This window comes from Gymnodinialimonas sp., from assembly GCF_059726805.1.
In genome coordinates this window covers 2,549,536-2,572,532 of sequence record NZ_AP041059.1, presented here as the reverse complement: position 1 = coordinate 2,572,532, position 22,997 = coordinate 2,549,536, and the positions used below count along the sequence as shown (strand labels likewise).

24 protein-coding genes and 2 pseudogenes are annotated in these 22,997 nt (G+C 59.8%); 19 read left to right on the top strand and 7 right to left on the bottom strand.

The window, feature by feature from the left end; translation table 11 throughout:
* The first annotated feature begins 281 nt into the window (after positions 1 to 281).
* The 5 genes from AC6I9R_RS12515 to hmuQ are packed head-to-tail and all read left to right on the top strand — an operon-like array spanning position 282 to position 4,433.
* Complete coding sequence (locus AC6I9R_RS12515) at positions 282 to 1,337, top strand: hemin-degrading factor (RefSeq protein WP_461425894.1); 1,056 nt, start codon at positions 282 to 284, stop codon at positions 1,335 to 1,337.
* On the top strand, positions 1,334 to 2,221 hold the full coding sequence (locus tag AC6I9R_RS12510; protein ID WP_461425893.1) for a heme/hemin ABC transporter substrate-binding protein: 888 nt from the start codon (positions 1,334 to 1,336) through the stop codon (positions 2,219 to 2,221). Before AC6I9R_RS12515 ends, AC6I9R_RS12510 begins: the two co-directional genes overlap by 4 nt.
* Positions 2,222 to 2,224: 3 nt before the next feature.
* Complete coding sequence (locus AC6I9R_RS12505) at positions 2,225 to 3,298, top strand: FecCD family ABC transporter permease (RefSeq protein ID WP_461425892.1); 1,074 nt, start codon at positions 2,225 to 2,227, stop codon at positions 3,296 to 3,298.
* Between the two features lie 4 nt (positions 3,299 to 3,302).
* Complete coding sequence (locus AC6I9R_RS12500) at positions 3,303 to 4,088, top strand: heme ABC transporter ATP-binding protein (protein WP_461425891.1); 786 nt, start codon at positions 3,303 to 3,305, stop codon at positions 4,086 to 4,088.
* An 18-nt stretch (positions 4,089 to 4,106) separates the two neighbouring features.
* Positions 4,107 to 4,433 (top strand): heme-degrading protein HmuQ, encoded by a 327-nt coding sequence (hmuQ, locus tag AC6I9R_RS12495; protein WP_461425890.1) that lies wholly within the window; start codon positions 4,107 to 4,109, stop codon positions 4,431 to 4,433.
* Here hmuQ and AC6I9R_RS12490 read toward each other — a convergent pair.
* Both AC6I9R_RS12490 and AC6I9R_RS12485 read right to left on the bottom strand, forming a co-directional pair.
* A complete protein-coding gene (locus AC6I9R_RS12490) occupies positions 4,430 to 4,894 on the bottom strand; it encodes a hypothetical protein (protein WP_461425889.1) in 465 nt (154 codons plus the stop codon). The genes hmuQ and AC6I9R_RS12490 overlap by 4 nt on opposite strands.
* Positions 4,895 to 5,011: 117 nt before the next feature.
* Positions 5,012 to 5,524: a hypothetical protein gene (locus AC6I9R_RS12485; protein ID WP_461425888.1), complete on the bottom strand. Its 513-nt coding sequence runs from the start codon at positions 5,522 to 5,524 to the stop codon at positions 5,012 to 5,014.
* A 177-nt stretch (positions 5,525 to 5,701) separates the two neighbouring features.
* Between AC6I9R_RS12485 and AC6I9R_RS12480 the strand changes: the two genes are divergently transcribed.
* From AC6I9R_RS12480 to AC6I9R_RS12465, 4 genes and pseudogenes are all read left to right on the top strand, one after another.
* Positions 5,702 to 6,682, top strand: coding sequence for an EamA family transporter (locus AC6I9R_RS12480; RefSeq protein WP_461425887.1), 981 nt, complete (start codon positions 5,702 to 5,704; stop codon positions 6,680 to 6,682).
* Positions 6,683 to 6,880: 198 nt separating this feature from the next.
* Positions 6,881 to 7,234, top strand: a pseudogene (locus tag AC6I9R_RS12475) (DUF932 domain-containing protein); the annotation flags it as partial.
* Positions 7,235 to 7,283: 49 nt separating this feature from the next.
* Entirely contained in the window at positions 7,284 to 7,766 is a 483-nt protein-coding gene (locus AC6I9R_RS12470; protein ID WP_461425886.1) for a hypothetical protein, read from the top strand.
* The gene (locus AC6I9R_RS12465) at positions 7,720 to 7,851 is read left to right on the top strand and encodes a transcriptional regulator domain-containing protein (RefSeq protein ID WP_461425885.1); all 132 of its coding nucleotides are present in this window, start codon (positions 7,720 to 7,722) and stop codon (positions 7,849 to 7,851) included. The genes AC6I9R_RS12470 and AC6I9R_RS12465 overlap by 47 nt, the downstream gene beginning before the upstream one ends.
* A gap of 565 nt (positions 7,852 to 8,416) precedes the next feature.
* On the opposite strand, the gene AC6I9R_RS12460 is transcribed toward AC6I9R_RS12465, so the two are convergent.
* Positions 8,417 to 8,980, bottom strand: a complete 564-nt coding sequence (locus AC6I9R_RS12460) for a TetR/AcrR family transcriptional regulator (protein ID WP_461425884.1) — start codon at positions 8,978 to 8,980, stop codon at positions 8,417 to 8,419.
* A gap of 79 nt (positions 8,981 to 9,059) precedes the next feature.
* Between AC6I9R_RS12460 and AC6I9R_RS12455 the strand changes: the two genes are divergently transcribed.
* From AC6I9R_RS12455 to AC6I9R_RS12445, 3 genes are all read left to right on the top strand, one after another.
* Positions 9,060 to 9,941 (top strand): oxidoreductase, encoded by an 882-nt coding sequence (locus AC6I9R_RS12455; RefSeq protein ID WP_461425883.1) that lies wholly within the window; start codon positions 9,060 to 9,062, stop codon positions 9,939 to 9,941.
* A 12-nt stretch (positions 9,942 to 9,953) separates the two neighbouring features.
* Positions 9,954 to 10,787 (top strand): oxidoreductase, encoded by an 834-nt coding sequence (locus AC6I9R_RS12450; protein WP_461425882.1) that lies wholly within the window; start codon positions 9,954 to 9,956, stop codon positions 10,785 to 10,787.
* A 116-nt stretch (positions 10,788 to 10,903) separates the two neighbouring features.
* On the top strand, positions 10,904 to 11,383 hold the full coding sequence (locus AC6I9R_RS12445; protein WP_461425881.1) for an SRPBCC family protein: 480 nt from the start codon (positions 10,904 to 10,906) through the stop codon (positions 11,381 to 11,383).
* Between the two features lie 159 nt (positions 11,384 to 11,542).
* Here AC6I9R_RS12445 and AC6I9R_RS12440 read toward each other — a convergent pair whose 3' ends face one another.
* The gene (locus AC6I9R_RS12440) at positions 11,543 to 12,157 is read right to left on the bottom strand and encodes a TetR/AcrR family transcriptional regulator (RefSeq protein WP_461425880.1); all 615 of its coding nucleotides are present in this window, start codon (positions 12,155 to 12,157) and stop codon (positions 11,543 to 11,545) included.
* Positions 12,158 to 12,392: 235 nt separating this feature from the next.
* Between AC6I9R_RS12440 and AC6I9R_RS12435 the strand changes: the two genes are divergently transcribed.
* The 3 genes from AC6I9R_RS12435 to AC6I9R_RS12425 all read left to right on the top strand — a co-directional run bounded on the left by AC6I9R_RS12435 (position 12,393) and on the right by AC6I9R_RS12425 (position 17,474).
* A complete protein-coding gene (locus tag AC6I9R_RS12435) occupies positions 12,393 to 13,385 on the top strand; it encodes an efflux RND transporter periplasmic adaptor subunit (protein WP_497862950.1) in 993 nt (330 codons plus the stop codon).
* 5 nt (positions 13,386 to 13,390) lie between these two features.
* Entirely contained in the window at positions 13,391 to 16,510 is a 3,120-nt protein-coding gene (locus AC6I9R_RS12430) for an efflux RND transporter permease subunit (protein WP_461425878.1), read from the top strand.
* Between the two features lie 394 nt (positions 16,511 to 16,904).
* Positions 16,905 to 17,474 carry a GNAT family N-acetyltransferase gene (locus tag AC6I9R_RS12425; protein WP_461425877.1) on the top strand — a complete coding sequence of 190 codons (570 nt, stop codon included), beginning with the start codon at positions 16,905 to 16,907 and terminating at the stop codon, positions 17,472 to 17,474.
* A 186-nt stretch (positions 17,475 to 17,660) separates the two neighbouring features.
* On the opposite strand, the gene AC6I9R_RS12420 is transcribed toward AC6I9R_RS12425, so the two are convergent.
* Entirely contained in the window at positions 17,661 to 18,533 is an 873-nt protein-coding gene (locus AC6I9R_RS12420; RefSeq protein WP_461426616.1) for a LysR family transcriptional regulator, read from the bottom strand.
* A 140-nt stretch (positions 18,534 to 18,673) separates the two neighbouring features.
* Here AC6I9R_RS12420 and AC6I9R_RS12415 point away from each other — a divergent pair, with 140 nt between their 5' ends.
* From AC6I9R_RS12415 to AC6I9R_RS12400, 4 genes and pseudogenes are all read left to right on the top strand, one after another.
* The gene (locus AC6I9R_RS12415) at positions 18,674 to 19,261 is read left to right on the top strand and encodes an NADPH-dependent F420 reductase (protein WP_461425876.1); all 588 of its coding nucleotides are present in this window, start codon (positions 18,674 to 18,676) and stop codon (positions 19,259 to 19,261) included.
* On the top strand, positions 19,258 to 19,812 hold the full coding sequence (locus tag AC6I9R_RS12410; RefSeq protein ID WP_461425875.1) for an antibiotic biosynthesis monooxygenase: 555 nt from the start codon (positions 19,258 to 19,260) through the stop codon (positions 19,810 to 19,812). The genes AC6I9R_RS12415 and AC6I9R_RS12410 overlap by 4 nt, the downstream gene beginning before the upstream one ends.
* 13 nt (positions 19,813 to 19,825) lie before the next feature.
* Positions 19,826 to 20,134 carry a type 1 glutamine amidotransferase family protein gene (locus tag AC6I9R_RS12405; RefSeq protein WP_461425874.1) on the top strand — a complete coding sequence of 103 codons (309 nt, stop codon included), beginning with the start codon at positions 19,826 to 19,828 and terminating at the stop codon, positions 20,132 to 20,134.
* Positions 20,135 to 20,155: 21 nt separating this feature from the next.
* A pseudogene (locus AC6I9R_RS12400) lies at positions 20,156 to 20,563 on the top strand (type 1 glutamine amidotransferase domain-containing protein); the annotation flags it as partial.
* 275 nt (positions 20,564 to 20,838) lie between these two features.
* On the opposite strand, the gene AC6I9R_RS12395 reads toward AC6I9R_RS12400, so the two are convergent.
* A complete protein-coding gene (locus AC6I9R_RS12395; protein WP_461425873.1) occupies positions 20,839 to 21,648 on the bottom strand; it encodes a cyclase family protein in 810 nt (269 codons plus the stop codon).
* Between the two features lie 34 nt (positions 21,649 to 21,682).
* Positions 21,683 to 22,900 (bottom strand): flavin monoamine oxidase family protein, encoded by a 1,218-nt coding sequence (locus AC6I9R_RS12390; protein ID WP_461425872.1) that lies wholly within the window; start codon positions 22,898 to 22,900, stop codon positions 21,683 to 21,685.
* Positions 22,901 to 22,997 lie beyond the last annotated feature (97 nt).

Here is a 22,997-nt window from a genome sequence, read left to right as displayed (position 1 = left end):
GCACACGTGTCCCATGCGGTATGACATCATACCCCCCTCATGCGTTTGCTGTTTTGAATTGGTGCTTGCCGGTCGTTCCAGCTGGCAGATCGTGGGGGTATGCGCGGCAAAGTGACCGGCGGTGGCCTGCGATACTTGCGGTGGTTAATGTATCTGACTAAAAGCGTCAACAATAGCGATGTAGCCAAGTTGCCGCAGTTGCACAAGCGCCAGCCCTTCCCTTCGACGCGGAGGCGGGAGCAAGCCCTTACCGTTCACATTCAACGATATGAGGCGCAGACATGGGCGCAGACACTCCTCTTTCCGCAGCAGAAATCCGTGCTGCGATTGCCGACAACCCCAAACTCCGTCCCCGCGACCTGGCGACGAACCTGGGCCTGCCCGAGGCCGCTTTGGTTGCCGCGCAGGTGGGTTTTGGTGTGGTTCCGCTGGTCGCGGACACCACCAAGTTGATCCCTGCGATTTGCACGCTTGGCGAGGTCATGGCGCTGACCCGAAATGACAGCGCGGTGCACGAGAAGATCGGCGTCTACGACAACTTTCACTCCGGCGATCATGCGTCATCTGTTCTGACCGCGGACATCGACCTGCGCCTGTTTTCGCGCCACTGGGTCCATTCCTTTGCGATGGAGAAGGAGGTGGATGGAAGTGTCCGACGTTCCATTCAGGTGTTCGACGCGGCGGGGGACGCCGTGCACAAAGTGATCCTGCGCGAGCGTTCTAACGTGGCCATGTGGGACGTTATGCTGCGTGATCTCGAAGGCCCCGACGCCGTGCCAATCTTTGAGGAGCGCGCGCCAGTGGAGGTGCCAAAGGGCGACCCGGACAAGGCGGATATTTTACGGGCTGAGTGGACCAAGATGACCGACACGCATCAGTTCATGCGCCTGACGTCGAAGCTTAAGATGAACCGCCTTGGGGCCTACCGTATGGCAGGCGCCCCCCATGTGGTGGCGCTGGATCCGTCGGCAATGACTACAGCGCTACAGGCTATGGCCGAGACCGCCGTTCCGATCATGATGTTTGTGGGCAATCGCGGCTGCATTCAGATCCACACCGGGCCGATCCATTCCCTCAAGCCCATGGGGCCCTGGCAGAACGTCATGGACCCTGGCTTCAACCTGCACCTGCGCGCCGATCACGTGGCCGAAGTCTGGCTGGTCAACAAGCCCACCAAGCGCGGCCCTGCCATATCCATCGAGGCATTCGATGCCCGTGGTGCCTTGATCCTGCAATGCTTCGCCTACCGCAAAGAGGGGCAGGAGGACAACGTCGCCAAGTTCCGCGCTCTGACCGAGGCCCTCCCACGCCTCGCCCAATCGGAGGAAGTGGCATGAGCCTCGGTCCTCGGTTTTCACTGCGCCGCCTGACGCCGGGCGGCCTCGCCCTGATCATGGCGGCGGGCCTCTTTGCGGCGTTCGTCGTCGGTCCTGCGCGTGCCCAAGACGAGCCCCGCGTTGTGGCGGTTGGTGGCTCCATCACCGAAATCATCTACGCGCTGGGGATGGAGCATCTGTTGGTGGCCCGCGACACAACCTCCAGCTGGCCTGCGGAGGTCGAGGCCTTGCCCGATGTGGGCTACATGCGCGCGCTTTCGCCCGAAGGTGTGCTGTCGGTGCGCCCGGATCTGATCATCGCCGAGGACGGGGCAGGGCCGCCCGAGACCATCGAAGTCCTGTCCGACGCCGAAGTCACCTTCATCACGGTGCCCGAGACCTACGACGCGGCGGGCGTGCAATCGAAGATCCTCGCCGTCGCCGAAGCCCTCGGCGTGCCCGACGCGGGCGCGGAGCTGGCCGACACAATCGCCGGGCAACTGGCGGAGGCGACCCAAGCGGTGACGGGTGAGGCGCCGCGTGTGATGTTCATCCTGTCCATGGAGGGCGGGCGGATCATGGCGTCGGGCACCGGCACGGCGGCCGATGGCATCATCGAGATGTCCGGCGGAGAGAACGCCGTGACCGCCTTTGAAGGCTATCGCCCGTTGACGGACGAGGCGGTCTTGTCAGCCGCCCCCGATGTGATCTTGATGATGGATCGGGGCGGGGACCATTCCGCCGGTAACGCGGATCTTTTTGCGCATCCCGCCCTGGGCCTGACGCCCGCAGCGGAGGCCGACCGCGTCGTGCGGATCAATGGCCTGCTGCTTCTGGGCTTCGGCCCCCGCACGCCCGAGGCCGTTGCGCGCCTGTCCGCAGCCCTTGGCACGGTCGGCGGCTGATCCATGGCCGAAATCACCCAATCCGTACCCTTGCCCTTGGCGGGTGATAGGGAAGCCCGCGCGCGCGCGTGTTTCTTTGTGCTCGCGGGCCTGCTCGGCGTGGTGAGCCTTGCAAGCCTGACGACAGGGGCGTCCGGGATATCTTTGGTGGAAGTATTCAGCATCTGGGCGCGGGGAGAAGATCTGGACATCGTCACCCGCACCGTCCTGTTCGACATCCGTATGCCGCGCCTGATCATGGGTATCCTTGTGGGCGCGGCCTTGGCTGTGTCGGGCGCGGTGATGCAGGGGCTGTTCCGCAACCCGCTGGCGGATCCGGGCCTTGTGGGCGTGGGTGCAGGCGCGGGCCTCGGCGCGATCCTAGCGATCGTTCTGGGCGGCCTGCTGCCCATCGCGATGCGGGACGCTGTGGGCTATTACCTTGTGCCATTCGCGGCTTTCTTCGGTGGTTGGGTCACGACGATCTTGCTTTACGTTGTGTCCACAAGCCGGGGACGCACGTCCGTTGCCGTTATGCTTTTGGCGGGCATCGCTTTGGGCGCGTTGACTGGGGCCCTCTCCGGGATCCTTGTCTATATGGCAAACGACCAACAGCTGCGCGATTTGACTTTTTGGGGCCTTGGGTCACTGGCTGGGGCGACATGGTTCAAGCTGATCGTCGCAGCACCCCTGATTATCGTGGCACTTGCCGCTGCGCCCTTTTTAGCGCGCAGCCTGAACGGGCTGGCATTGGGGGAGGCGGCGGCCTCTCACCTTGGCATTCCCGTGCAACGCATGAAAGCCATCGCGATCCTGACCGTGGCCGCCGCCGTCGGCGCAGCCGTCGCCGTTTCTGGCGGCATCGGCTTCATCGGCATCGTTGTACCGCATCTTCTGCGCATCGCTGTGGGCCCCGATCACCGCTTCCTTCTGCCTAACGCGGCGCTTCTGGGCGCATCGCTGCTGATCGTGGCCGACATGATTTCAAGAACGATCATTGCCCCCGCAGAGCTGCCCATCGGGATCGTTACCGCCGTTATCGGCGGGCCGTTCTTCCTTTGGATCCTGCTGCGCAACCGTTCTCTATTGGATCTATGACCCCATGCTGAGTGCTGAAGACATCAAAGTGACCCTGGGCTCCACACAAGTCCTTCACGGCATCGACATGGTGGCGCGGGCCGGGCAGGTGACGGCCATCGTCGGCCACAACGGATCCGGAAAAACCACGCTGCTGCGCGCCATGACGCAGGAGGCGCCCTACACCGGCACCATCCGCCTCGATGGCACCGACATCGCGTCTTTCAAACCGTGGGAGTTGGCCACTCGGCGCGCCGTCCTGCCCCAAGCCTCTCGGATCGCGTTTCCGTTTACGGTGTTGGAGGTCGTGCGCTTGGGCCTTTTGGCGGGCCGGGACGGGGCGCGAAAAGCCCTGCCGCAAGAAGCGCTGGCCCGCGTGGGCCTTGCAGGGTTCGAGGGGCGATATTACCAAGAACTATCGGGCGGTGAGCAACAGCGCGTCCAGCTGGCCCGCGTCCTGTCGCAGGTGTGGGAGCCGATGCAAGACGGTCAGCCCCGGTGGCTGTTTCTCGATGAGCCTGTCTCAAGCCTCGACATCGGGCACCAGTTGGAGGTCATGGAGATCGCCCGCGACTACGCGCGGGGTGGGGGCGGAGTGATTGCCGTGATGCATGACCTGAACCTGACTGCGATGTTTGCCGATCACATGGTGCTGCTGGCCCAAGGCTCCTGCCTGGCCTCAGGCCCGCCCGCCCAAGTCATGACCGATGTAACGCTCAGCCAAGCCTACGGCTGCACCTTGCAGGTCAACGCGAGCCCTCCGGGGGACGCGACCTATCTTCTACCCCATCTCGCCCGGCGAACGGGCTGACACCATAGGATTTGCCCCATGTATATTGCCATGAACCGCTTCACCGTGACCGTGCAGAACGCCCAGGCGTTTGAAGATCTTTGGCTCGGCCGGGACAGCCACCTGAAGGATATGGAAGGGTTTGTGGAATTCCACATGCTCAAAGGTCCTGAGGCCGACGACGGCACGATCCTCTATGCCTCCCACACGGTGTGGGAGAACGTCGATGTCTTCAAGGCTTGGACCAAGAGCATGGCCTTCCGCGAGGCCCACAAGGGGGCGGGCAAGACCATGAAGCTGCACGAAGGCAGCCCAACGTTTGAGGGGTTCGAGACGATCCAGCACATTGGTGCGGAAACCGCCTAGCCCACCAATTGCAGCTTGGGTCGTGCGACCGGGCGGTGGTCACTGACCGGATCCAACCGCGCGGCCAGAGCTAAACCGGTGCGCACCACGGCGGCCTCTACGCGCCCACCGGTGAGCTTTGCGATAAGATCGCGGGCGCGGGCGCGGGCAGGCTCGTCTCGGGACATGGCAAGCAGCAGGGCCAGGACGGTGCGCTCATCCAGCGTGAGCGTGGCGCGCGCGTCCAGATCCATCGGGTCGGCAAACGCAAGCGGCACGGGGCGACTTTGCAGCAAAGCGTACACGAATTCCTGACAGAGGTGGGCCAACGCAAGCCCGCGCGCCTCACCCCAAGTGCCCACCGCCGCGGCAAACGCGTGGCGCCATCCCATGCTGTCAGGGGCCAGAAACGCCGCCACGAAGTTGCGCAGAACCGGCACCAAGGCGCGGCTTGTGGGGTCAAGCGCCTCTACCCGGTCCATCAGCGACCCGCCCGTCTTGCGCCAATGAACAACCGCACAAATGGCGGCAGGTCATCACCCAGACGCCCCTCGCATGTCGGACTAACGGGACGGGCAAAGCCGCGTGCCGCGCGCAGATCAATGAACAGAGTGGTAAACATTTGCACCCTCCGCCCGGTTGGCCACATAGGGCAATGCCTGTGCCAACACGCGGAAGGCCGCCAAGACATCATCCGTATCGTTGCCTTCGCACAGCATCATCAGCTCTGTCCGGGCGAGGCCGTCACGTCCGCAGCGCAGGGCCGCGAGGCTTCTGATCATCCGCCGCTCGTGCTCTGTCAGGATCGCGGCACACCCCGGACATGTGGGAGAGTTGAAGCAAAACACGGAACGTCGCGTGCTGCGCATCACCTTGATCGCCCCCAAGACGCGGCCTGCCACCAGCAAACCATGTGCTTCGCCAAAGTGCGCTTGTGTATGCTCCAACGCTCCGATCCACGCGTGGGTCTGGGGGACCGCGAAACTTTGGAAGTAGAAGCGGGTGAGTGTAAGGATCGCCACTTCGTCACGATCAAGACCGGCATCTGCCACAAGGATTTCCTTGGGGTCCAGTTTACGCCCACAGCAGGCGTCCTCATCCCGGCGGCTCATTGTCGCCTCATCCATTTGAATGACGTCATATGCGTGTGGCCTTTGCGTTCGATGAAAGGAATCACCGGGCTCGACAAGGCTGTCTGACTAGGTCATTTATACCTGACAAAAACAATAAGATTAATCAACCATAGATTGTTTGACGATGAAATCACTCCCGCCGACACCTGTTCTCTCATGAAAGTATCCTCTGCCATCTGGGTCGTAGGCGCCTTGTTCAGCTGGTCGATCCTGTTGGTCGCCAGTCGGATCATTCTTCTGACGTTTGACCTTGATCCTTGGCTGTTCACCTTCATTCAAATGATGGCAGGGGGGCTGTTTTTGATCCTCATGACGGGGCAAATCCAAGCGTTGGGGTTGCGGCTCAGGGACAGGTGGGTCTGGATCTATGGCATCTTGCGGGTGATGACGGCCGCGTTCTTCACAGCGGCGCTGATCCACACGTCTGCGGCCAATGCCGCCTTCCTCGCCATTCTGTCGGTGCCAACAAGCGTTCTGCTGGTCTGGGCGTTCCTGCGCCGCCGCCCAAGCCCGTGGGAGCTGCCCGGCCATATCCTGGTCCTTCTGGGTCTGGTCCTGATTGCCGGCGTGATCGAGGGCGGCTGGCGCAACCCCGCCATTGCGCTGATGATCCTTTCAGAGCTGTGCGTTGTCTGCTCGACCCTCATTGCAGAGCTCCATCCCCAAAACCAATCCGAGGATATGCGCCAACGTGCGGGCCTCACGGGCCTCATGCTTCTGGCGAGCGCTTTCGTGATGCTTGTCGTCGCCGGAAGCTTGACCGCCTTGGCGCTCGCGGTTCCGAGCGTGACAAACATCCTCCCAGTGCAGATCGCCTGGGTACACGATCCGTTGATCCTACTGGACCCGGCGCTTTGGGGCACAGCCGTTCTTATGGGCGTCGCCCTTCGGGGGCCATCGATGTTTCTTGCGCTCGGAGCAATATATCGGGTTGGAACAACGAACTACCTAGCGGCCCTGGCAGCCCTTCCGCTTGTATCAATGCTGCTGGAAGCCCTTGCAATTCGCCTCAACGTGCTTGCGCCCACGGCCATTTGGTCCTCGGTCACGTTGTTCGGATGCATCATGGTCGTGGGATCGTTATTGGTCATCTGGAGCCGTGCCCGACATTCGATATACGAACGTATACTGAGTTAGATTTTGGCCAGAAGTGCCATGCAAATGGTTCACCCGTCCGATCAGATTTTCGCAATTCTCCGAAAGATCAGTTGAGTACGCCTCAGTTGTCGGGGTCGCAGCGACGTGAACCTCCTAGAGTGAGAGGAGGGCAGGGAGTTTCGTGATGGGTTTAGAGTTGGAGGAGAGGCCTCCGGCGTCCATCGTGGAGGTTCCCTTATGAATGTTGATCAGTCTTTTGAGGCCCGCCCGGGTGTTGGTGGAGGATATAAGGTGGATGTGTCACGCGGTGAAAATGCGGACCGCGTATCGTCAGAGTGGTTTTCGCGCCCCGACGATCAGCGATACCTGTCTTTGGATGAACTTTTTGCGTCGGTCAAAACCCGGGCCGATCAGGGCAGAACCCGCACAGTTGAGAGTGCAGCAATCCGCGTGGAAGCAAAACGCGAAGACCCTGAATGCCTCGCGCTGATGATACCGGGAACGGACGAGCCCGTCACACCGACACACTGGAGCTTTGGCCAGCTGGCGAGCATCGTGAGCGCACCTGCAGCCTATTTGCGCCAACTGCCTGTATGGGCACACTTTCCAAATGCGCCGCATTCAAGGAACGACTGAACCAATGAGCGATGCTGAAGAGACAACGTACGAGGCACTGAAAGCGGAATTTGAAGCTCTGGAAGCCGATCATGCCGATGCTGATGAGCTTCCTGAGGAGGTCGACGAGAGACTTGGTGAAATCGAGACGGCAATGGAAGTATTGCAGGATCGACCAATTCGGTTTGAGGATGAGGACCTCGCCCTTGCAGGTGCGTTCGTCAGCTTAGATGGGTCCGGGCGGCTGAGGGTCGAACGAGGCTATGTGCGCCGAGAAGATGAGCCCGTTGTTCCGTCCGAAGATGCATCAGACGGTGCGGATGCTGCCTCGATCGAAAACCCCGACGACGCGGATCATGACCAGAAACCCCCAATTGAGGATGACGAAGAAGACGTGGCAAAACCGCTTTCTGATCGACTGCTGACCGAGCTGACGGCCCACAGGACACTGGCCTTGCGCGATGCGTTGGCACGCGATCCGCACATTGGCTTGGGAATGCCTGCGTAGAAACCCGGAGTATCGCGCTCAGTTTTCAGACATGCAGAGAGGTTTACTTCCCGCCTCTGATTGGGGGTTGCGATTTCGCAGTTGATCCTGATCTCGAGGCGCCGCTCGCACCCGTATGCTGGCTACCGGATATTGCGCCAGCCAGCGTTGGCTATCTTGCTCAAGTCCCGGAAGCTTCACCCGGCTCTATCAAACTTAAAGAGCAACCTTCGCACGTAGTAGAGGTTGCAAAGGGCATTAAACAGGTCCGACTTCAATCCGGTCTATCGGCGATCTCAACTTCTAAACATCTGCAAAACGGGCTAGGTATCCTGATCCCGATTGATCGGCATTGGGCCACCCGAGTCGCTGTGGCGCATCGATTGCGGCAATCGCTTTTCGGGCTTGGGCGAACGCTGGACCCGATTACTGCTCAACAACGGTCACGCATGTTTTCGGCCATCCGAACGTTGGATGGGCGCGAACTGAAGGCAAGTTACGCAGAAGGCCTTTGTATCCCCTAGCGGACCTCTGAGCTCCCTTTGATTTCGCAATAGCAGCGAACGGCCGCTTTGGCGGGCCGCACCGCAGCATTCAAGCAGATTGGTGAACGGCAGGTTTGGGCCGGTCACGACGCGACCAGCCCTAATGAGCTGCATTGGGCGCTGCCCTTAGTCGGCTTCGGCAACCCTGAGCACTGAGACGCGGAGGGCATCCAAGAGTTGGAGCAAATGTTTGCGGCTTTTGGCGGCGTATTTTGCTGCTGTCGCTGTCCTTTGGATGAAATCGGCATATTGGTCCACTGCCAAGTCGGAGTGGGCGAGTTGATCGGCAAACGGCTCCAGAACCCGGGCAATGATTTCCGTGTTCCTTTGAGCGCCCGACTCAAGCTCTTTATGTGAAGACGCAGTTACCCCCGCGATGATGTCTTCCGCATTGGGAGAGGATTGCAGAAAATCGTAGTGCTCGATCACAGTGTGCTGGAAGATCACATCAAGCTGCGCGCCAAGCCCCTTCGCCTTCTGAAGCCCGGCTTCGATATCCACCACAACCTTGTCCGCCAGAGATCGGATCGTTGCCTGTAAGACCACATCTTTATTGGCAAACGCCTTGTAGAGTGTCTGACGCGATAAGCCTGCTTCTTCTGCAATGTCATTCATGCTCGTCCGCTTCACACCGAAGCGAAGAAAGAGGCGTTTGGCAGCATCGAGGATGTGAGCGTCACGATTTTTCATGAGCAACATATTGACATTCTATGGATGAGTGTCAATATTTACAGTCATACGTAATTTGTCACTTTTGTGGAGAGACGCAGTGAACTCGCCTTCCCTAAGAACCGCCATCGTTACCGGGGCCAACAATGGCATCGGATTTGAAACCACCATCGGCATGGCTAAGGCCGGGTTCCATGTGGTCATGGCCTGCCGCAGCCAGGCGAAAGCAGAAGCTGCCAAAGCGGAGGTCTTGACCCAGGTCCCGGATGCATCGCTCGACGTTATGATCCTGGACCTGAGCGACCTCACCTCAGTCAGGGCTTTCGCGGATGCGTTTCGGGCCCGTTACGGCGCGCTTGATGTTTTAATAAACAACGCAGGCATTCTGCTCTACGCAGCGCAGACAAGTGCAGATGGTGTTGAGCTGCAATTCGCCACTAACCAATTGGGCCACTTCCTTCTGACAGCACTGCTGATTGACCTGATTCCGGATGACCCGGCATCGCGCATCGTGTCGCTCTCGAGCATCGCGCATAAAGGGGCCAGCATCCATTTAGATGAACTGACCTGTGGCGGCGACCCGATGGCGGCGTACGGGCAGTCGAAACTGGCCTGTTTGCTGTTCGGGGATGAGTTGGACCGTCGACTGAAGGCGGCCGACAAAAAGTTGAAGTCACTGACGGTGCATCCGGGCGGCTCGGACTCGGGCCTCTTCGAGGGCCTGGGAGACGAAGAGCGCGAGACCATGAAGGCCAGAGTGGCGCATCTCCTGCATTCAAACGCCGATGCCGCCAAACCCTCCTTTTATGCGGCGCTGTCAGATGAGGTCGAAGGTGGCGGTTTCTACGGCCCGACCGGCCCAGAGGAGATGAGCGGAGAAGTCGGCGTCGCGATGCGCAACCCGATCTGCTCCGATCACGTGGTGGCTGAACGTCTGTGGCAGCTCTCGGAAGAGATGACCGGCCAGACGTTCGCGGTCTGAGGAGACAGGGTCATGAATTGCAAAGCAACACGCGTTGCCTTGGTGACCGGTGCCTCCAGCGGCATCGGCAAGGCCACCGCAGAGGCACTGATCAAGGATGGCTACGTCGTTTATGGGGTGGCCCGCCGGTTGGGCGCCATGGACGATCTGAAGGCTCTAGGTTGCATCGCAATCAAGATGGATGTGACCAAAGAAGAGGACGTGGTCGCCGTGGTTCAGCAGATTGAACGGGACCATGGCGGTGTCGACATCCTCGTGAACAATGCAGGGTTGTCCGTTTATGGCTCGGTCGAGGAAACGGACATCGAAAAGGCCCGATATCAGTTCGATGTGAACTTCTTTGGGCTCGGTCGCCTGACCCAGCTTGTGTTGCCGCATATGCGCCAGCAAGGATGGGGCAGGATCGTTAATGTCTCGTCCGGTGAAGGGAAAGTGCATGCGCCGCTTGCCGCCTGGTATGTGTCGAGCAAGTTTGCCCTCGAAGGGTTCAGCGACTGCCTGCGGGCCGAGACGGCTCAGTTCGGCATCGACGTGGTGGTCATCCGACCCGGTGCCATTGATACCGAGATAGTCGGCGGCTTCGTCGAGCCCCTGCTTGAGACCTCTGGCAGCGGTCCCTACAGCGCCATAGCTCAGAAGATGGCGGCCTGGTTCCGCAATATGAACGCCGAGCGAGGGACAGCCTCTCCGCCGAGTGTGATTGCCAGTGCAATCCTAACGGCCATCAAGGCACCGCGCCCCAGAACCCGATATGCGGCAGGTGTCGGGGTGCGGCAGGCCATTTTCTTCCGTCGCATCCTCAGCGACCGAATGATGGACCGTTTCATGATGCGGATGCTCGGATAAGTCCAGAAACAGTTAGCAGTTCTGATTTTGCAAAGCGGCGGACGTCACGAGCCGCGGCGTCAACCAAAAACCCACAAATAACCTCCACCCAGACAAACCAAAAAGGACCCGCCATTATGGACTCCGGCAGAACCGAAAAGCTGAGCCGCGCGCATTACAAGTTCTACACCGACATCATCATCAATGCCGAGCCTGAAACCGTCTGGGCGGTGCTTACCGACACCGACAACTACAGTGCGTGGGCGGCGTTCTTGGTCGGTATCGAAGGCGAAATCGCCGAAGGTGCCACGATCACTGCGGTGTTTCAGACAAACCCGCAAAAGGAGAAATTCACTCGGATCGACCACAAGATCTCGGTTGTGGATGGTCGGGAGTTCTTTTGGGCCGAGAAAGGGCCAGGCGGCATCCGCGATAACCACCACTTCAAGGTCGAGCCGACCGCAGACGGCAAAACACGGTTCATCCAATCCGACGAGATCATGGGCGGCATGACCTTCCTGATGGGCGGACGCTTGGCCAAGATGTACTTGGCTGGCTACCAAGCTTTCAACCGTGGCCTAATGGCGGAAACTGAACGGCGGATTAGCAGCAGTTGAACCCGAGCAGAGGGTCTTTCCGGTTTCGGCGAAGGTCGCCATGGCTCAAGGGCGTTCTGGATTGGGAGACGTGCGAACAATGTCCGCTCTCCACGACCGCACTGCAGCATTCGACGGCTGCACTCAAGGTCCGGTTTGGGCCGTCCACGGCGCTTGCAGTTAGTGATCCAGCATCACTCTCCGCCCCACGTCGTCCAGCATGTCTTCAAGATTCAGCGGTATGTCCATCTGCTGCAGCTTCCCATCGATCAGCAGAAACGACAGGCCGTGCACGAAGCTCCACAATTGGAAGGCGCGGCGCAGATCGATCTCCTCGACGGTGTCGCTGCCGCGGAATGCAGCGACTTCCCTTTGAACGACGGCAAAGGTGCTGCGCCCTTTCTCGACCATCGCTTCATCGTCGGCGTGGTCCTCCGAAAGGCCGAACATCAGGCGGAACACGGCTGGTTCTGTTCTGGCGAAGTTGATGTAGACGTGCCCGAGAGCAGAGATGCGGGCAAGGCTTCGCGGGGCAAGCGGCGCGATGGCTTCCAGCATCTGATCATATTGTCGCTCCATCCCCTGAAACGCTACGGCGCGCAGCAGATCATTCTTGTCTTTGAAATGCTTATACGGTGCGGCAGTTGAGACCCCGGCGCGGCGACTGGCTTCCGATACCGAAAGGTGATCGGGGCCTTTTTCCTCGACCAATTGGCGCGTCGCCTCGATCAACTGCGCCCGCAAATCACCGTGGTGATAGCCCGTTCGGGGGGTCACTTTTTCAGAACTTTTCATGATCCAAGTGCTTTCAGACTTCGTAACTCTTGTCAAAGTAAGAACTACTAACATATGTTAGAGCCTCTAACATTGAAAGGTCTGGGCCATGGTCGATCAAGCAAAACCGGTATTGTGGCGGCGCGTACTGCGCCAAGTTGCAACCCTCACCATAACGTTGGTTGTGGTCGCCGGCGCGGGGGGCGCAGTATTCTTCGGGTCAACTCAATTGGCCAACCGTGCCGAAGCCACGGCCGTGACCGACATTGCCGATCCCACCCCGGTCGAAGTAGTGGCGCTTGAGGTGTCCGACGGGTTCGACATCCCGCGCCAATTCGTGGGCCAGGTGGAGGCTGCGTCCAGCGTGGTTCTGTCATTCGAACTGGCCGGACGGCTAAATGACGTGTCCGTCGCCGAAGGCGCAGAGGTTGAGGCAGGCACGATCCTCGCGCGGCTTGACACTTCGTTACTGGTGGCGGAGCGGACCCGGCTGGAAGCCAGCCAATCGGCTACCGCCGCACAGCTTGAATTGGCCGAAACCCGCCTGACCCGGGCCCAAGCGCTGCTGGCCGACGGCCACGTCAGCCAAGAGGCGCTGGATCAGGCGCTTGCCACCCGCGATGAACTGGCAGGCCGCATGATGGAGATTGCCGCCGCAATCGATGCTGTAGCGATCAATCTGGAAAAGTCCGAACTGCGCGCGCCGTTCGCGGGCCGCGTCGGGATGCGCAACGTAGATGGGGGCGAAACCTTGTCGGCGGGCGCACCGGTTCTGACCCTGATCGAGACGGCCGCACCGGAGGTTCGCGTCGGCCTTCCGCTGTCGATCGATGCGACCACATTGGGAGAGGTTTCAATCGAGATTGGCGGGCAAACCTACCCCGCCAGGCCGTTGCAAGTCCGCCCCGACATCGACCCGGTCACGCGGACTCGCACGGCCCTGTTCACGTTGCTGACGGATGACATGCCGACCTTCGGGCAGACCGCGACGCTGACGCTGACCTCCCGGCTCGAAGCTTCAGGCACTTGGGTGCCGCTGGATGCGCTGCAGGAAGGGGTTGGCGGCAGTTGGAACCTGCTTGTTGTCGAAGACGAGGAAGTGCGTGTGGCGCTGGTTGAAATACGTCATTCAGATGCGACGCGCGCCTACGTCAGCGGCACCTTCGCGCCCGGCGCACAGATGATCCGAACGGGCGCGCACCGCGTCGTGCCGGGCCAAGCCGTCCAGCCAATCGTTGATGCGGAGTAAGGCCGATGCTGACCCTGCCGTTCCGCCAACCCCGCGTCGTCGCCCTGATCCTTCTGGTCCTGATCTCCGCCGGACTGTCGGCGTTCCTGTCGATTGGCCGACAGGAAGATCCGACGATCACCAACCTTTTTGCCACTGTCACAACGCAATTCCCCGGCGCTGATCCAGCGCGGGTCGAGGCACTGGTCACCGCCGAGATCGAGGAAGAGCTGCGCGAGATTGCGGAAGTCGACACCATCACTTCGGTTTCACGCACGGGCGTATCGGTCGTTTCGGTAGAGCTTTTGGAAACGCTGGATGAGACGACGATTGAACAAGTCTGGTCCGAAGCTCGGGATGCGGTGGAAGATGCGCGCCGCAACTTCCCGCAAGGCGTTCTTGCGCCCGAGTTCAACGCCGAAGGCATCTCGGCCTATTCCGCCGTCATCGCTGTCACCGCAGACCATGACGGCGTGCCTCTGACCCTCACCCACGCCTATGCCGAGGCTTTGGCTGACCGCTTGCGGTCGATCCCGTCGACACGCGCCGTCGATCTGTTCGGCGAACCGGAAGAGGAGGTGCTGGTCGAGCTTGATCCCTATGCCGCCGCATCCCTCGGGCTGACGGTGGCAGAGGTCTCACAACGGATTGCCGCTGCCGATGGTAAGGTTCGCGCTGGCGCGCTGGATGGCGACGAGACCGGTCTGACCATCAGTGTCTCGGGCGAGATTACCGCACTTGAACGCTTGGGCCGCATCGTTCTGCGGGAAGGGGCAGCCGGCGCCACGGTTACTGTGGTCGATGTCGCCGATATCTCGCGCGGGCCACGCGATCCGTCCACGGAACTGGCCTATGCCAACGGCCGACCTGCGGTTCTGGTCGGTGTGCTGGCGCAAGACGGTGTGCAGATCGACCGGTGGATGGGCTTCGTTCGAGAAGAACTTACGGAAGGTGCCGCCTTGGTGCCGCAGGGCCTGAACGAAACGCTGATCTTCGATCAATCGACCTACACCGCCAGCCGCTTAGCGGAGGTCGGCACAAATATGGCCATCGGTGTGGCGCTTGTGGTTGCCGTGTTGTTCATCACGCTAGGTCTTCGGGCCGCGGCGATCGTGGCGCTGGTTCTGCCGGTGGTATCGCTTGCGACCATCGCGACGATGAACTTCATCGGGCTGCCCATCCACCAGATGTCGGTGACCGGCCTGATTGTGGCACTTGGCCTTTTGGTGGATGCCGCGATCGTCATGGTGGACGAGGTCCGCCAACGGCTGGCCCGGGGCATGGGCCGCGAAGCGGCGGTGGGCGACGCCATCAAACGCCTTGCCGCGCCGCTTTTGGCCTCGACCGTGACAACCGCCTTGTCCTTCACCCCCATGATCCTACTGCCCGGACCGGCGGGTGATTTCGTGGGCTCCATCGCAATCGCTGTTGTCATCATGCTGATCTGGTCACTGTTCATCGCACTGACGGTGGCGCCCGCCGTTGCAGGGTGGTTCATCCAATCCGGGGGGCGCGGCGGCCTTACTTTTGCGCCGCTGGGACGGGCGTTCACCGCGTCGATCCGCTGGTCGGTGAACAACCCGGTGAAATCCGTCGCTCTGGCGCTGATCTTGCCAGTCACGGGTTTTGCCGCCTTCCCGTCGCTCACCGCGCAGTTCTTTCCCGGTGTTGAACGCGACCAATTCTACCTTGAGGTCGAGATGCCGCCCGGCACCGCGCTGAGCGGCACCGCTGACGTCGTGCGCGCCATTGATGCCGATCTGCTTGAAACCGATGGTATCGCGCAGGTCTATTGGTCCGTGGGCCAATCGGGACCGGCTTTCTACTACAACATCACCGGCGGCCGGTCGCAGGAACCCAGCTACGCCATCGCCATGATCACGACCGAAACGGCAGAGGATGCGGCGCGTCTTGTCCCGGCGATCCAGGCGCAGGTCGATGCCGACTATCCTCAAGCGCGCATCATCGTGCGCGGGCTCGTCCAAGGCCCGCCCGTCGCTGCCCCCATCGAAGTGCGCCTTGTCGGCCCCGACCTGCAGATCCTGCGCGAATACGGGGATCAGGCGCGGGCCCTGATGGCGGGCATCCCGATAGTCACGCAAGTGCGCACAGGCGTCTCTGGCGGCGCGCCCCAAATCCGGTTCGACATCGATGAAACGGCAGCGCGGCTTCTCGGCCTCAACATCACCGACATTGCGGCGCAGCTAGAAAACGGCATGGTCGGCACGACAGGTGGCAGCCTGGTGGAAGGCACAGATCAATTGCCGGTGCGCACGCGGTTCGATCGCGACGCGTTCACCGATCTCGCCTCCGTTTCAGACATGCCGATCCTGTTGCCGGGCGCTGGCACGTTGTCCACTGAGCGTGTGTTCCCGGCGGTCCCACTGTCCGAGTTTGCAACACCGATTCTGGAGCCTGCCGAAAGCGTCGTCACCCGCCGCAACGGCGAGCGTGTGAACGTTGTGCAAGCATTCATCGTGCCAGAAGTCCTTCCGGAAGAGGCGCTGCAGGCGGTTCTGGCCGAGTTTGACGCGGCGGGCTTTGCTTTGCCGCCGGGCTACCGGATCGAATTGGGAGGTGACAGCGATGCGCGGTCCAGCACCGTGGGTAAACTTCTCGCTTCCATCGGCCTGATTGTGACCCTGACCATCGCCACCATCGCGCTAACCTTCAACTCCTTCCGGCTGACGGCTGTGGCGCTGGTTGTCTGCGTCTTGTCGGCGGGGTTGTCGTTGCTGTCACTGGCGGTGTTACAATTCCCGTTCGGGATCAATGCCATCATCGGTGTCATCGGCTCGATCGGGGTTTCGATCAACGCCGCAATCATCATCCTGACGGGCCTACAGGCTGACCCGGACGCAGCCGCTGGCGATACCGAGGTCATGGCGCGGGTAGTATGCGGGTCAAGCCGGCACATCATCTCGACCACGATCACTACCTTCGGAGGCTTTCTTCCCTTGATCCTGGGAGGAGGCGGATTTTGGCCGCCATTTGCCGTCGCCATTGCAGGAGGGGTGTTGTTGTCAGCAATCGTGTCGTTTTATTTCGTGCCACCTGTTTTCTGCATGGTGTATCGCCGAAAGGCAGCGGTGCCGCGAACTGAGCGCACGCCTAGTGTCTCACATTTGCAAGTGGCCGCGGAATGACGCGCCCATAGCTGTGCTGCAAAGTCAGCGAAACGCTCGATCAGAAGGTGCGAGAAATTACCCCAGCGTGTTTGCCGTGCTCCATCTCCCGACGTACCTTAATCGCAGTTTGACGCAATCGCAGAAGCAAGTGCTATGCAGCTAAACTAAGGCTGTCTTCGGTTCACCACCCGAGTGGCAGCCGCTCGAAATTCAATCCGCAGCGGCAGGTTTGGGCCGTGCCCGTCACCGTTTGCGCAAGGATACCACCAAATGCAGCAAGGAACCCGATGACCGCTTTGAGCCCAGTCCACTAAATGCTGACCTGCGCCCATACGTCAGTTCTGACGACAGCGGTGTGGACTTGTACGTTCAAAGCAGGCGATGATTGCGAAGGTCGACTTGGGACAGGTCTATGAATTACCCCCTCATCATCAAAGAGATGCCCAAAGAGGAATTCGGACCGCTGTTTCAGCACCACGTTCATTCGGTCTTTACTGGCGACCATTCATTTGCGCTGAGCGATGCTCTTACCGGGTCGGAACTGGAACAATTAAACGAATTGGACAGCAGGCTCGGTGCACCGATGCACCTATACTTTGGCGCGTTCGATAAGAGCGACCGATTTGTCGGCTGGACTTGGGGTAAGCAAGAGCCGAAGGCCAAGTTCTGTATGGTAAATTCTGGCGTCCTTGAAAGTGAACGGCGAAAGGGTATTTACAGCGCGCTGCTTCAAACCACGGTCGCGACGGTATCGGCTATGGGGTTCCAAGTCATCTACAGCAGACACTGCGCCACGAACAACGCGGTGATTATTCCAAAGCTCAAGGCTGGCTTCGTAATCTCCAAATTCGAGATCGACGACACACACGGTGTTCTGGTGCATCTGCATTACTACACAAACGAGTTACGGCGCAAAGCTGTGGACTATCGTTCCGGGCAAACCGCGCTCGATGACGAGTTGAAGCGATTGTTCAAAATCTGAAGGTAGTCCGTCGTGTCTATGCAATGAGGGTCCGCGTCGTCCGCACAGCGGACCTCTGAGCTCCCTTTGATTTCGCAACAGCAGCGAACGGCCGCTTTGGCGGGCCGCACCGCAGCATTCAAGCAGATTGGTGAACGGCAGGTTTGGGCCGGCTCGACCAGTGGTCACATAATCCGCCAATACGCGTCACGATAGGGGCGCATCGCGTGCGATCCCTGACAGAGCCGAGATGGCCCATTGATGCATGGGGCTGTTCGAGTTGCGCTCATGATGCATGGCGGTAACGGTGAACGGACGGATCTCGACAGGCGGCGGAAAAGACAAAAGTCGGTAGCGCTCTGATTGGCTTGCCACCAACCGACCGGGCAGTGTCGCGATCAAGTCCGTCGTCGCGACGATGGTGAGCGCGGGCAAGAATTGGGGGACTGCCGTTGTCACGCGGCGCACCTGTCCAAGTTTCTCCAACTCTTCGTCGACGATCCCTGTGTGATCCCCGCGTGGAGATACGATCAAATGCTCAGCGCTTGTATAGGCCTTTAGCGTCATTTGCTGCTGCGCCAGCGGGTGCCCCTGTCGCATCACCACGCTGTAGCTCTCGTCGAATAGCTTGGTTTTCTGGATGCTGCGAGGCAAGCTCCAGGCAAATCCTAGTGCAAGGTCAATGTCGCCCTGTTCCAAAGCGTCAATTGCGGGACGGCGTCCAAGCGGCAGGATGCTCACGCGCATGCTGGGAGCCTCGGCACGGACCACTTGCAGAAGTTGCGGCACCAGCGTTGTCATTTCATTATCAAATGCCCCGATCCGTAGGATGTCGGTTGATGAGGCCGGATCGAATACAACAGGTGTGCTGATTGCCTGCGACAGTGTTTCGATCACGCTGCGGATCTTGGGCTCCAACCCCAGAGCGACCGCGGTCGGCTCCATGCCCTTGGGCGTGCGCAGGAACAGCGGATCGCCAAAAGCGTCCCGCAAGCGTTTGATTGAATGGCTGATTGAGGATTGCGTCAGCCCCATGTGATCCGCCACGTCAGAGGCTTTGCGCAGCCGCATCAGGTTGATGAAGACCAGAAGGACAGTCAGGTCTAACCTTCTTAATTCAATTTCATCGATATCCAGGTTCGATCCAATTCGTTTTCATTGCAGTCTTGGCTTCCCTATCTCTCGATCATGGCCAAGGCAATGGAGAGGTGGCATGCGGATTGGGATTATCGGAAGGGGAACGGGTTGGATCGGCGCTGGCAGCTGGCTGGGAAGCACAAGGCCATGAGGTTCAATTTAGCGGGCGGGATACCACACCCGGCGCACCCGAGATTGCAAACTGGGCCGAGGTCATCGTCCTCGCCGTGCCTTATGCTGCGCTGGAAGGCATCGCGGCGACCATCGCCGCCAAAGACAAACCCATCATTGACTGCACAAACCCGATTGCCACGGTGCCGGACGGGATGGGGCTTGCGGTCGGTCATACGACCTCAGGCGCTGAGCAGTTACAAGCGTTGTTGCCTGGCGCGCACGTGGTGAAGACGCTCAATCAGGTGGGGGCCGAGGTGATGGCCGACACCACTGGCTTTGCCCTCGCTCCGGTACAGTTCCTTGCTGGCGACAATGAAGCGTCCAAGATGATCGTCTCGGCCCTACTCGTCGATTTGGGCTTTGAGCCACTGGACGCCGGGGGCCTTTCCAAAGCGCGCCTTCTTGAGCCCTTCGCCGTGACCTGGATCAACCAAGCTATTGCGCAGAAGCACGGGCGCAACTGGGCCTTTGGTGCGATGCCGCGAGCAGCCCAATGAGCGAGCCTGTTACCATCGTTGTGCGCCGCCGCGTGCGGGCAGGTTCAGAGCAATTCTACGAGGACTGGCTGAACCGCCTGACGTCCGACGCGCAGGCGCTTCAGGGCTATCTCGGTGCGCAATTTCAAAAGCCACCGACCCAAGGCGCGCCCTACACAAGCGTGTTTCGGTTCGACAGCCTTGAGACCTTGGAAGCGTTTGAACGCTCCGACCTGCGTGCGCGTTACCTAGCCGAGATTGCGCCCCATGTGGTGGCGGATGCCGTCTGGGATCGGATCACTGGGCTTGAGGTCTGGTTCGAAGCACCGCCGGGCACGGTTGTCGCCAAACCCTCGCCGCATCGCATGGCGCTGGTTCTGATCGTGGTCGTGTTCCTGCTGGTCTTGCTCCTGAACGTCGCGCTGAGCCCGCTGATTGGAGACTGGCCGCTGGCTCTACGCCTACTGATCACGGTCGTCCTGCAAGTCACCCTAATGACCTATCTTATCATGCCCCGCGTCACGCGATTGCTGGCGCGCTGGATTTTCCCTTCAACCCAAACAACACCTTAGAAAGGTAATCAACATGTCTGCATCTATCGACACACTCGGGACCAAACGCGTTCTCATGATCGTTGCGAACCCGGGCACCTCGCCCACCACCGGCTGGCCCGTGGGCTTTTGGTGGGCCGAGGTCACGCACCCCTATTGGACCTTTAACGAAGCTGGCTACGAGGTTGATATCGTCTCACCCAAGGGCGGCGATCTGATGGCTGACGGTTTCTCGGACCCCGAGGACGACAGCCAATACTCTGCCCATGATATCGTCTCGCTGGGGTTCAAAAAGTCGGCGACCCACATCGCCATGCTACAGGGCACCAAATCCATCGCCTAGGCCCCGCTAGATGACTACGATGCGGTGTTTGTCGCGGGCGGCCAATCTCCGATGGTGACCATGATTGATGACGCTGACCTGCACGCCTTCATTGCCAAGGCTTATGAGGCGGGCAAGGTCGTCAGTATCGTCTGCCACGGCACGTGTATCCTGCTCAAAACCCGGCTCTCGAACGGGGAGTTGCTTGTGAAGGGCAAGACCTGGACGGGCTTTGCCGACGCCGAAGAGCAATTCGCCGACAATTTCGTAGGCCAAAAGATCCAGCCGTTTTGGATCGAGGAAGAGGCGCGCAAACTCGAACACACAAACTTTGTGGTTCACTCGATGTTCAAGCCCTTTGCCGTGCGGGACGGTAATCTGATCACGGGGCAGCAGCAATTTTCCGGTGCAGCCGCGGCTGAGTTGGTTGTGGACGCGCTCGGACGTTGAAATCTAAAGCAACTTGCTAGGCCTCCGGCACAGACCGGAGGTCTAGCTTCACATGCCTGCTAACGTGTCGAAAGACGAAAGCGGTCACGCAGAATAAAGAATGATCGAAAGTTAGTCTTGTCCGCAGGTCTCGCGTTCCTAGACCAGAAGATTTCGCCGTCGCAGCGAATGGCCGCTAAGCGGAATGCGACTGCAGCATCTCCATCGGGTGTCCAAGGTCGGGATTGGGCCGGAGGTGGCATTGCTTCATCAAGTCATTCGATCAAACGGCCTTTCTAAACCATTGCAAAGATCCGTGCTTGACCACCAGTGCTCCCAATGACCTTCGATGCGCCGACAATTAAGGTGGCTCCAGCGTCGGGGACCTGTTCCAGACCGGCCAAACACTCGATGCCGTAACGGTTCGCGGGGAGCCAAGTATAGTGAGTGCCGAAGTCCTCACTCATCCCTCGATCTATTGACAAGGTGTCCGACGCGATGGCGGCGGCGTGTGTTTCCTCCAAAAGCATTTCTGCGGCTTCGGGGTGAAAACCCGGATAATGCTGAACGCCCCTCCGATCAGCGTTACGGAAACCTTCTGTCCAGACCCGGTTTCCCCATCCTGAATTCATAGCCACACATGCACCATCAGGGATCGGTCCGTGTCTGCGGGTCCAGGCCCGTACGTCATCAGGCGTCAGCATTGTGTCGGGGTCAGAAATACTCCTGTCGCGGATATCGATGACAACGAGCGGGCAGATCAAATCGTTCACTTCAATCTGGTCGACGGATTTTCCATCCTCAGAGAAATGCAATGGCGCGTCGATATGGGTTCCGAGATGTTCGGAGATTTCCAGGTTGTACGAATTGTATCCATCGCGGTTGTACCGTGCGAGGCGACGATAACGCAGGCCGGAATAGCCATAATATGTCGGAAAGTTCGAAGAGATCGCGTGGGTCATGTCAAAGAATTGACGGGGCGCATTAGCCTGAGCAGGCTGTATTGGGGCTATCGCCAATCCAGCGGTAGCGACCGTTCCGCCCAAGAGGGCGCGGCGGCTCAGCATTTTTTGCTTCACAGCGTCGATCACACAGGCATCACACATTTGCGGTTCCTACTCTGGTTTGAATTGCGTTGGGTTATGCGTAGGTGCGCGCGAGAACAGATGTGGCCATTTCCACAATCTCACTGTCAGATCGACCGGATAAATCCCGAGCAGGTTGGCCTCCGTTGAATGCCATGATCACAGGCTCACCGGTATATGGGTATAGATTGAGCCATTGATTGAATTGCCCCTGAGGCAAACCCGTATCTGGCGTGAGGATCCAGGTTGTCTCAGCATCCCAAAAGACGTTCCGGTATTTGAGGTAGACCTTGTCCAACACACCCATTCCGAGCGCTTGGATGGCTGTCTGCTTCTGTGATGGGAGAGGCGGGTCAAAGGCGACTCTGCCCGCTTTCAACACGCCAAGCGGCAAGGTCACTACGACTGCATCGAATGTAAGGCGTCCGCCGTCAGCGCCTCGAATTGCTGCGGAGCCCGGCGAGTGGTTGATTTCGCTGACCTGCCAATTGAGCCGCAGGTCTAGCCCACCCACGAGGCTTTGAAGCAGTTGGTCGTAACCTCCAGCGACCATCAAGTCTTCGCCCTGATAGTCGCGATCGAATGCGTATGCGAGGACGTTAATCTCACGCAAATTGGCTCCAGCGGAGTGCTGAATTGTCGCCACTCGGTTCAGCCAGCGGGGCACATCCCGGCCACGCAGTTCGGTGCCGCCAGCGCCACGAACAACAAAGGTGTCAGATGTTGGAACCGTGCGGAGCTGCTGGTGCCGCGCAAGTGCATTCAACGGATTGTCGATGTCGCCGTGGATCCAGCTGGCTCCGAGGTCCAGAGGAAGAGTGAGGTCGCGATTGGTCCGAATGCGCCCTCCGATGTCGTTGCGGGCTTCAAGAATGGTTACGTTGTGTCCCAGGCCGCGCAACCGAGCCGCACATGCAAGCCCGCTTATGCCAGCGCCGACAACACAAACCCTTTGTGCTGAGGTTTCCGCAACAGCGTCTGCAGCCAGAATGCCCGACTCGTAGCCCGCGTGAACCGTACTGTTAAATTGTGGGTGCGTCGCTTCGCCCGCGAAGAAAACCGTGTCGTTTATCGATCTCGCCAGATCGCGGGCATGGCGGCGGGCCGAGCCCCGCGCAAAGAAGGAGTACGAGCCATAGCTGTGGGGATCGCGGCTCCAATTCGTTCTGAGATACCCTGTCGGACTCGGTCCTGATTGGGCAGATGCGGCCGTAGGGCCGAAGGCCGCGCCAATGGCGGCGATTGATGAGGCAAGAAATAAGCGGCGATCCATTGAGTGTGTCCTGAACTGCGATAGACCGCAGATGCAGGAGAGGTGCGCTCGTGTCAAAAAGGCGCCGCCCGTGCGAAGAGTGCCACTTAAGTGTTGA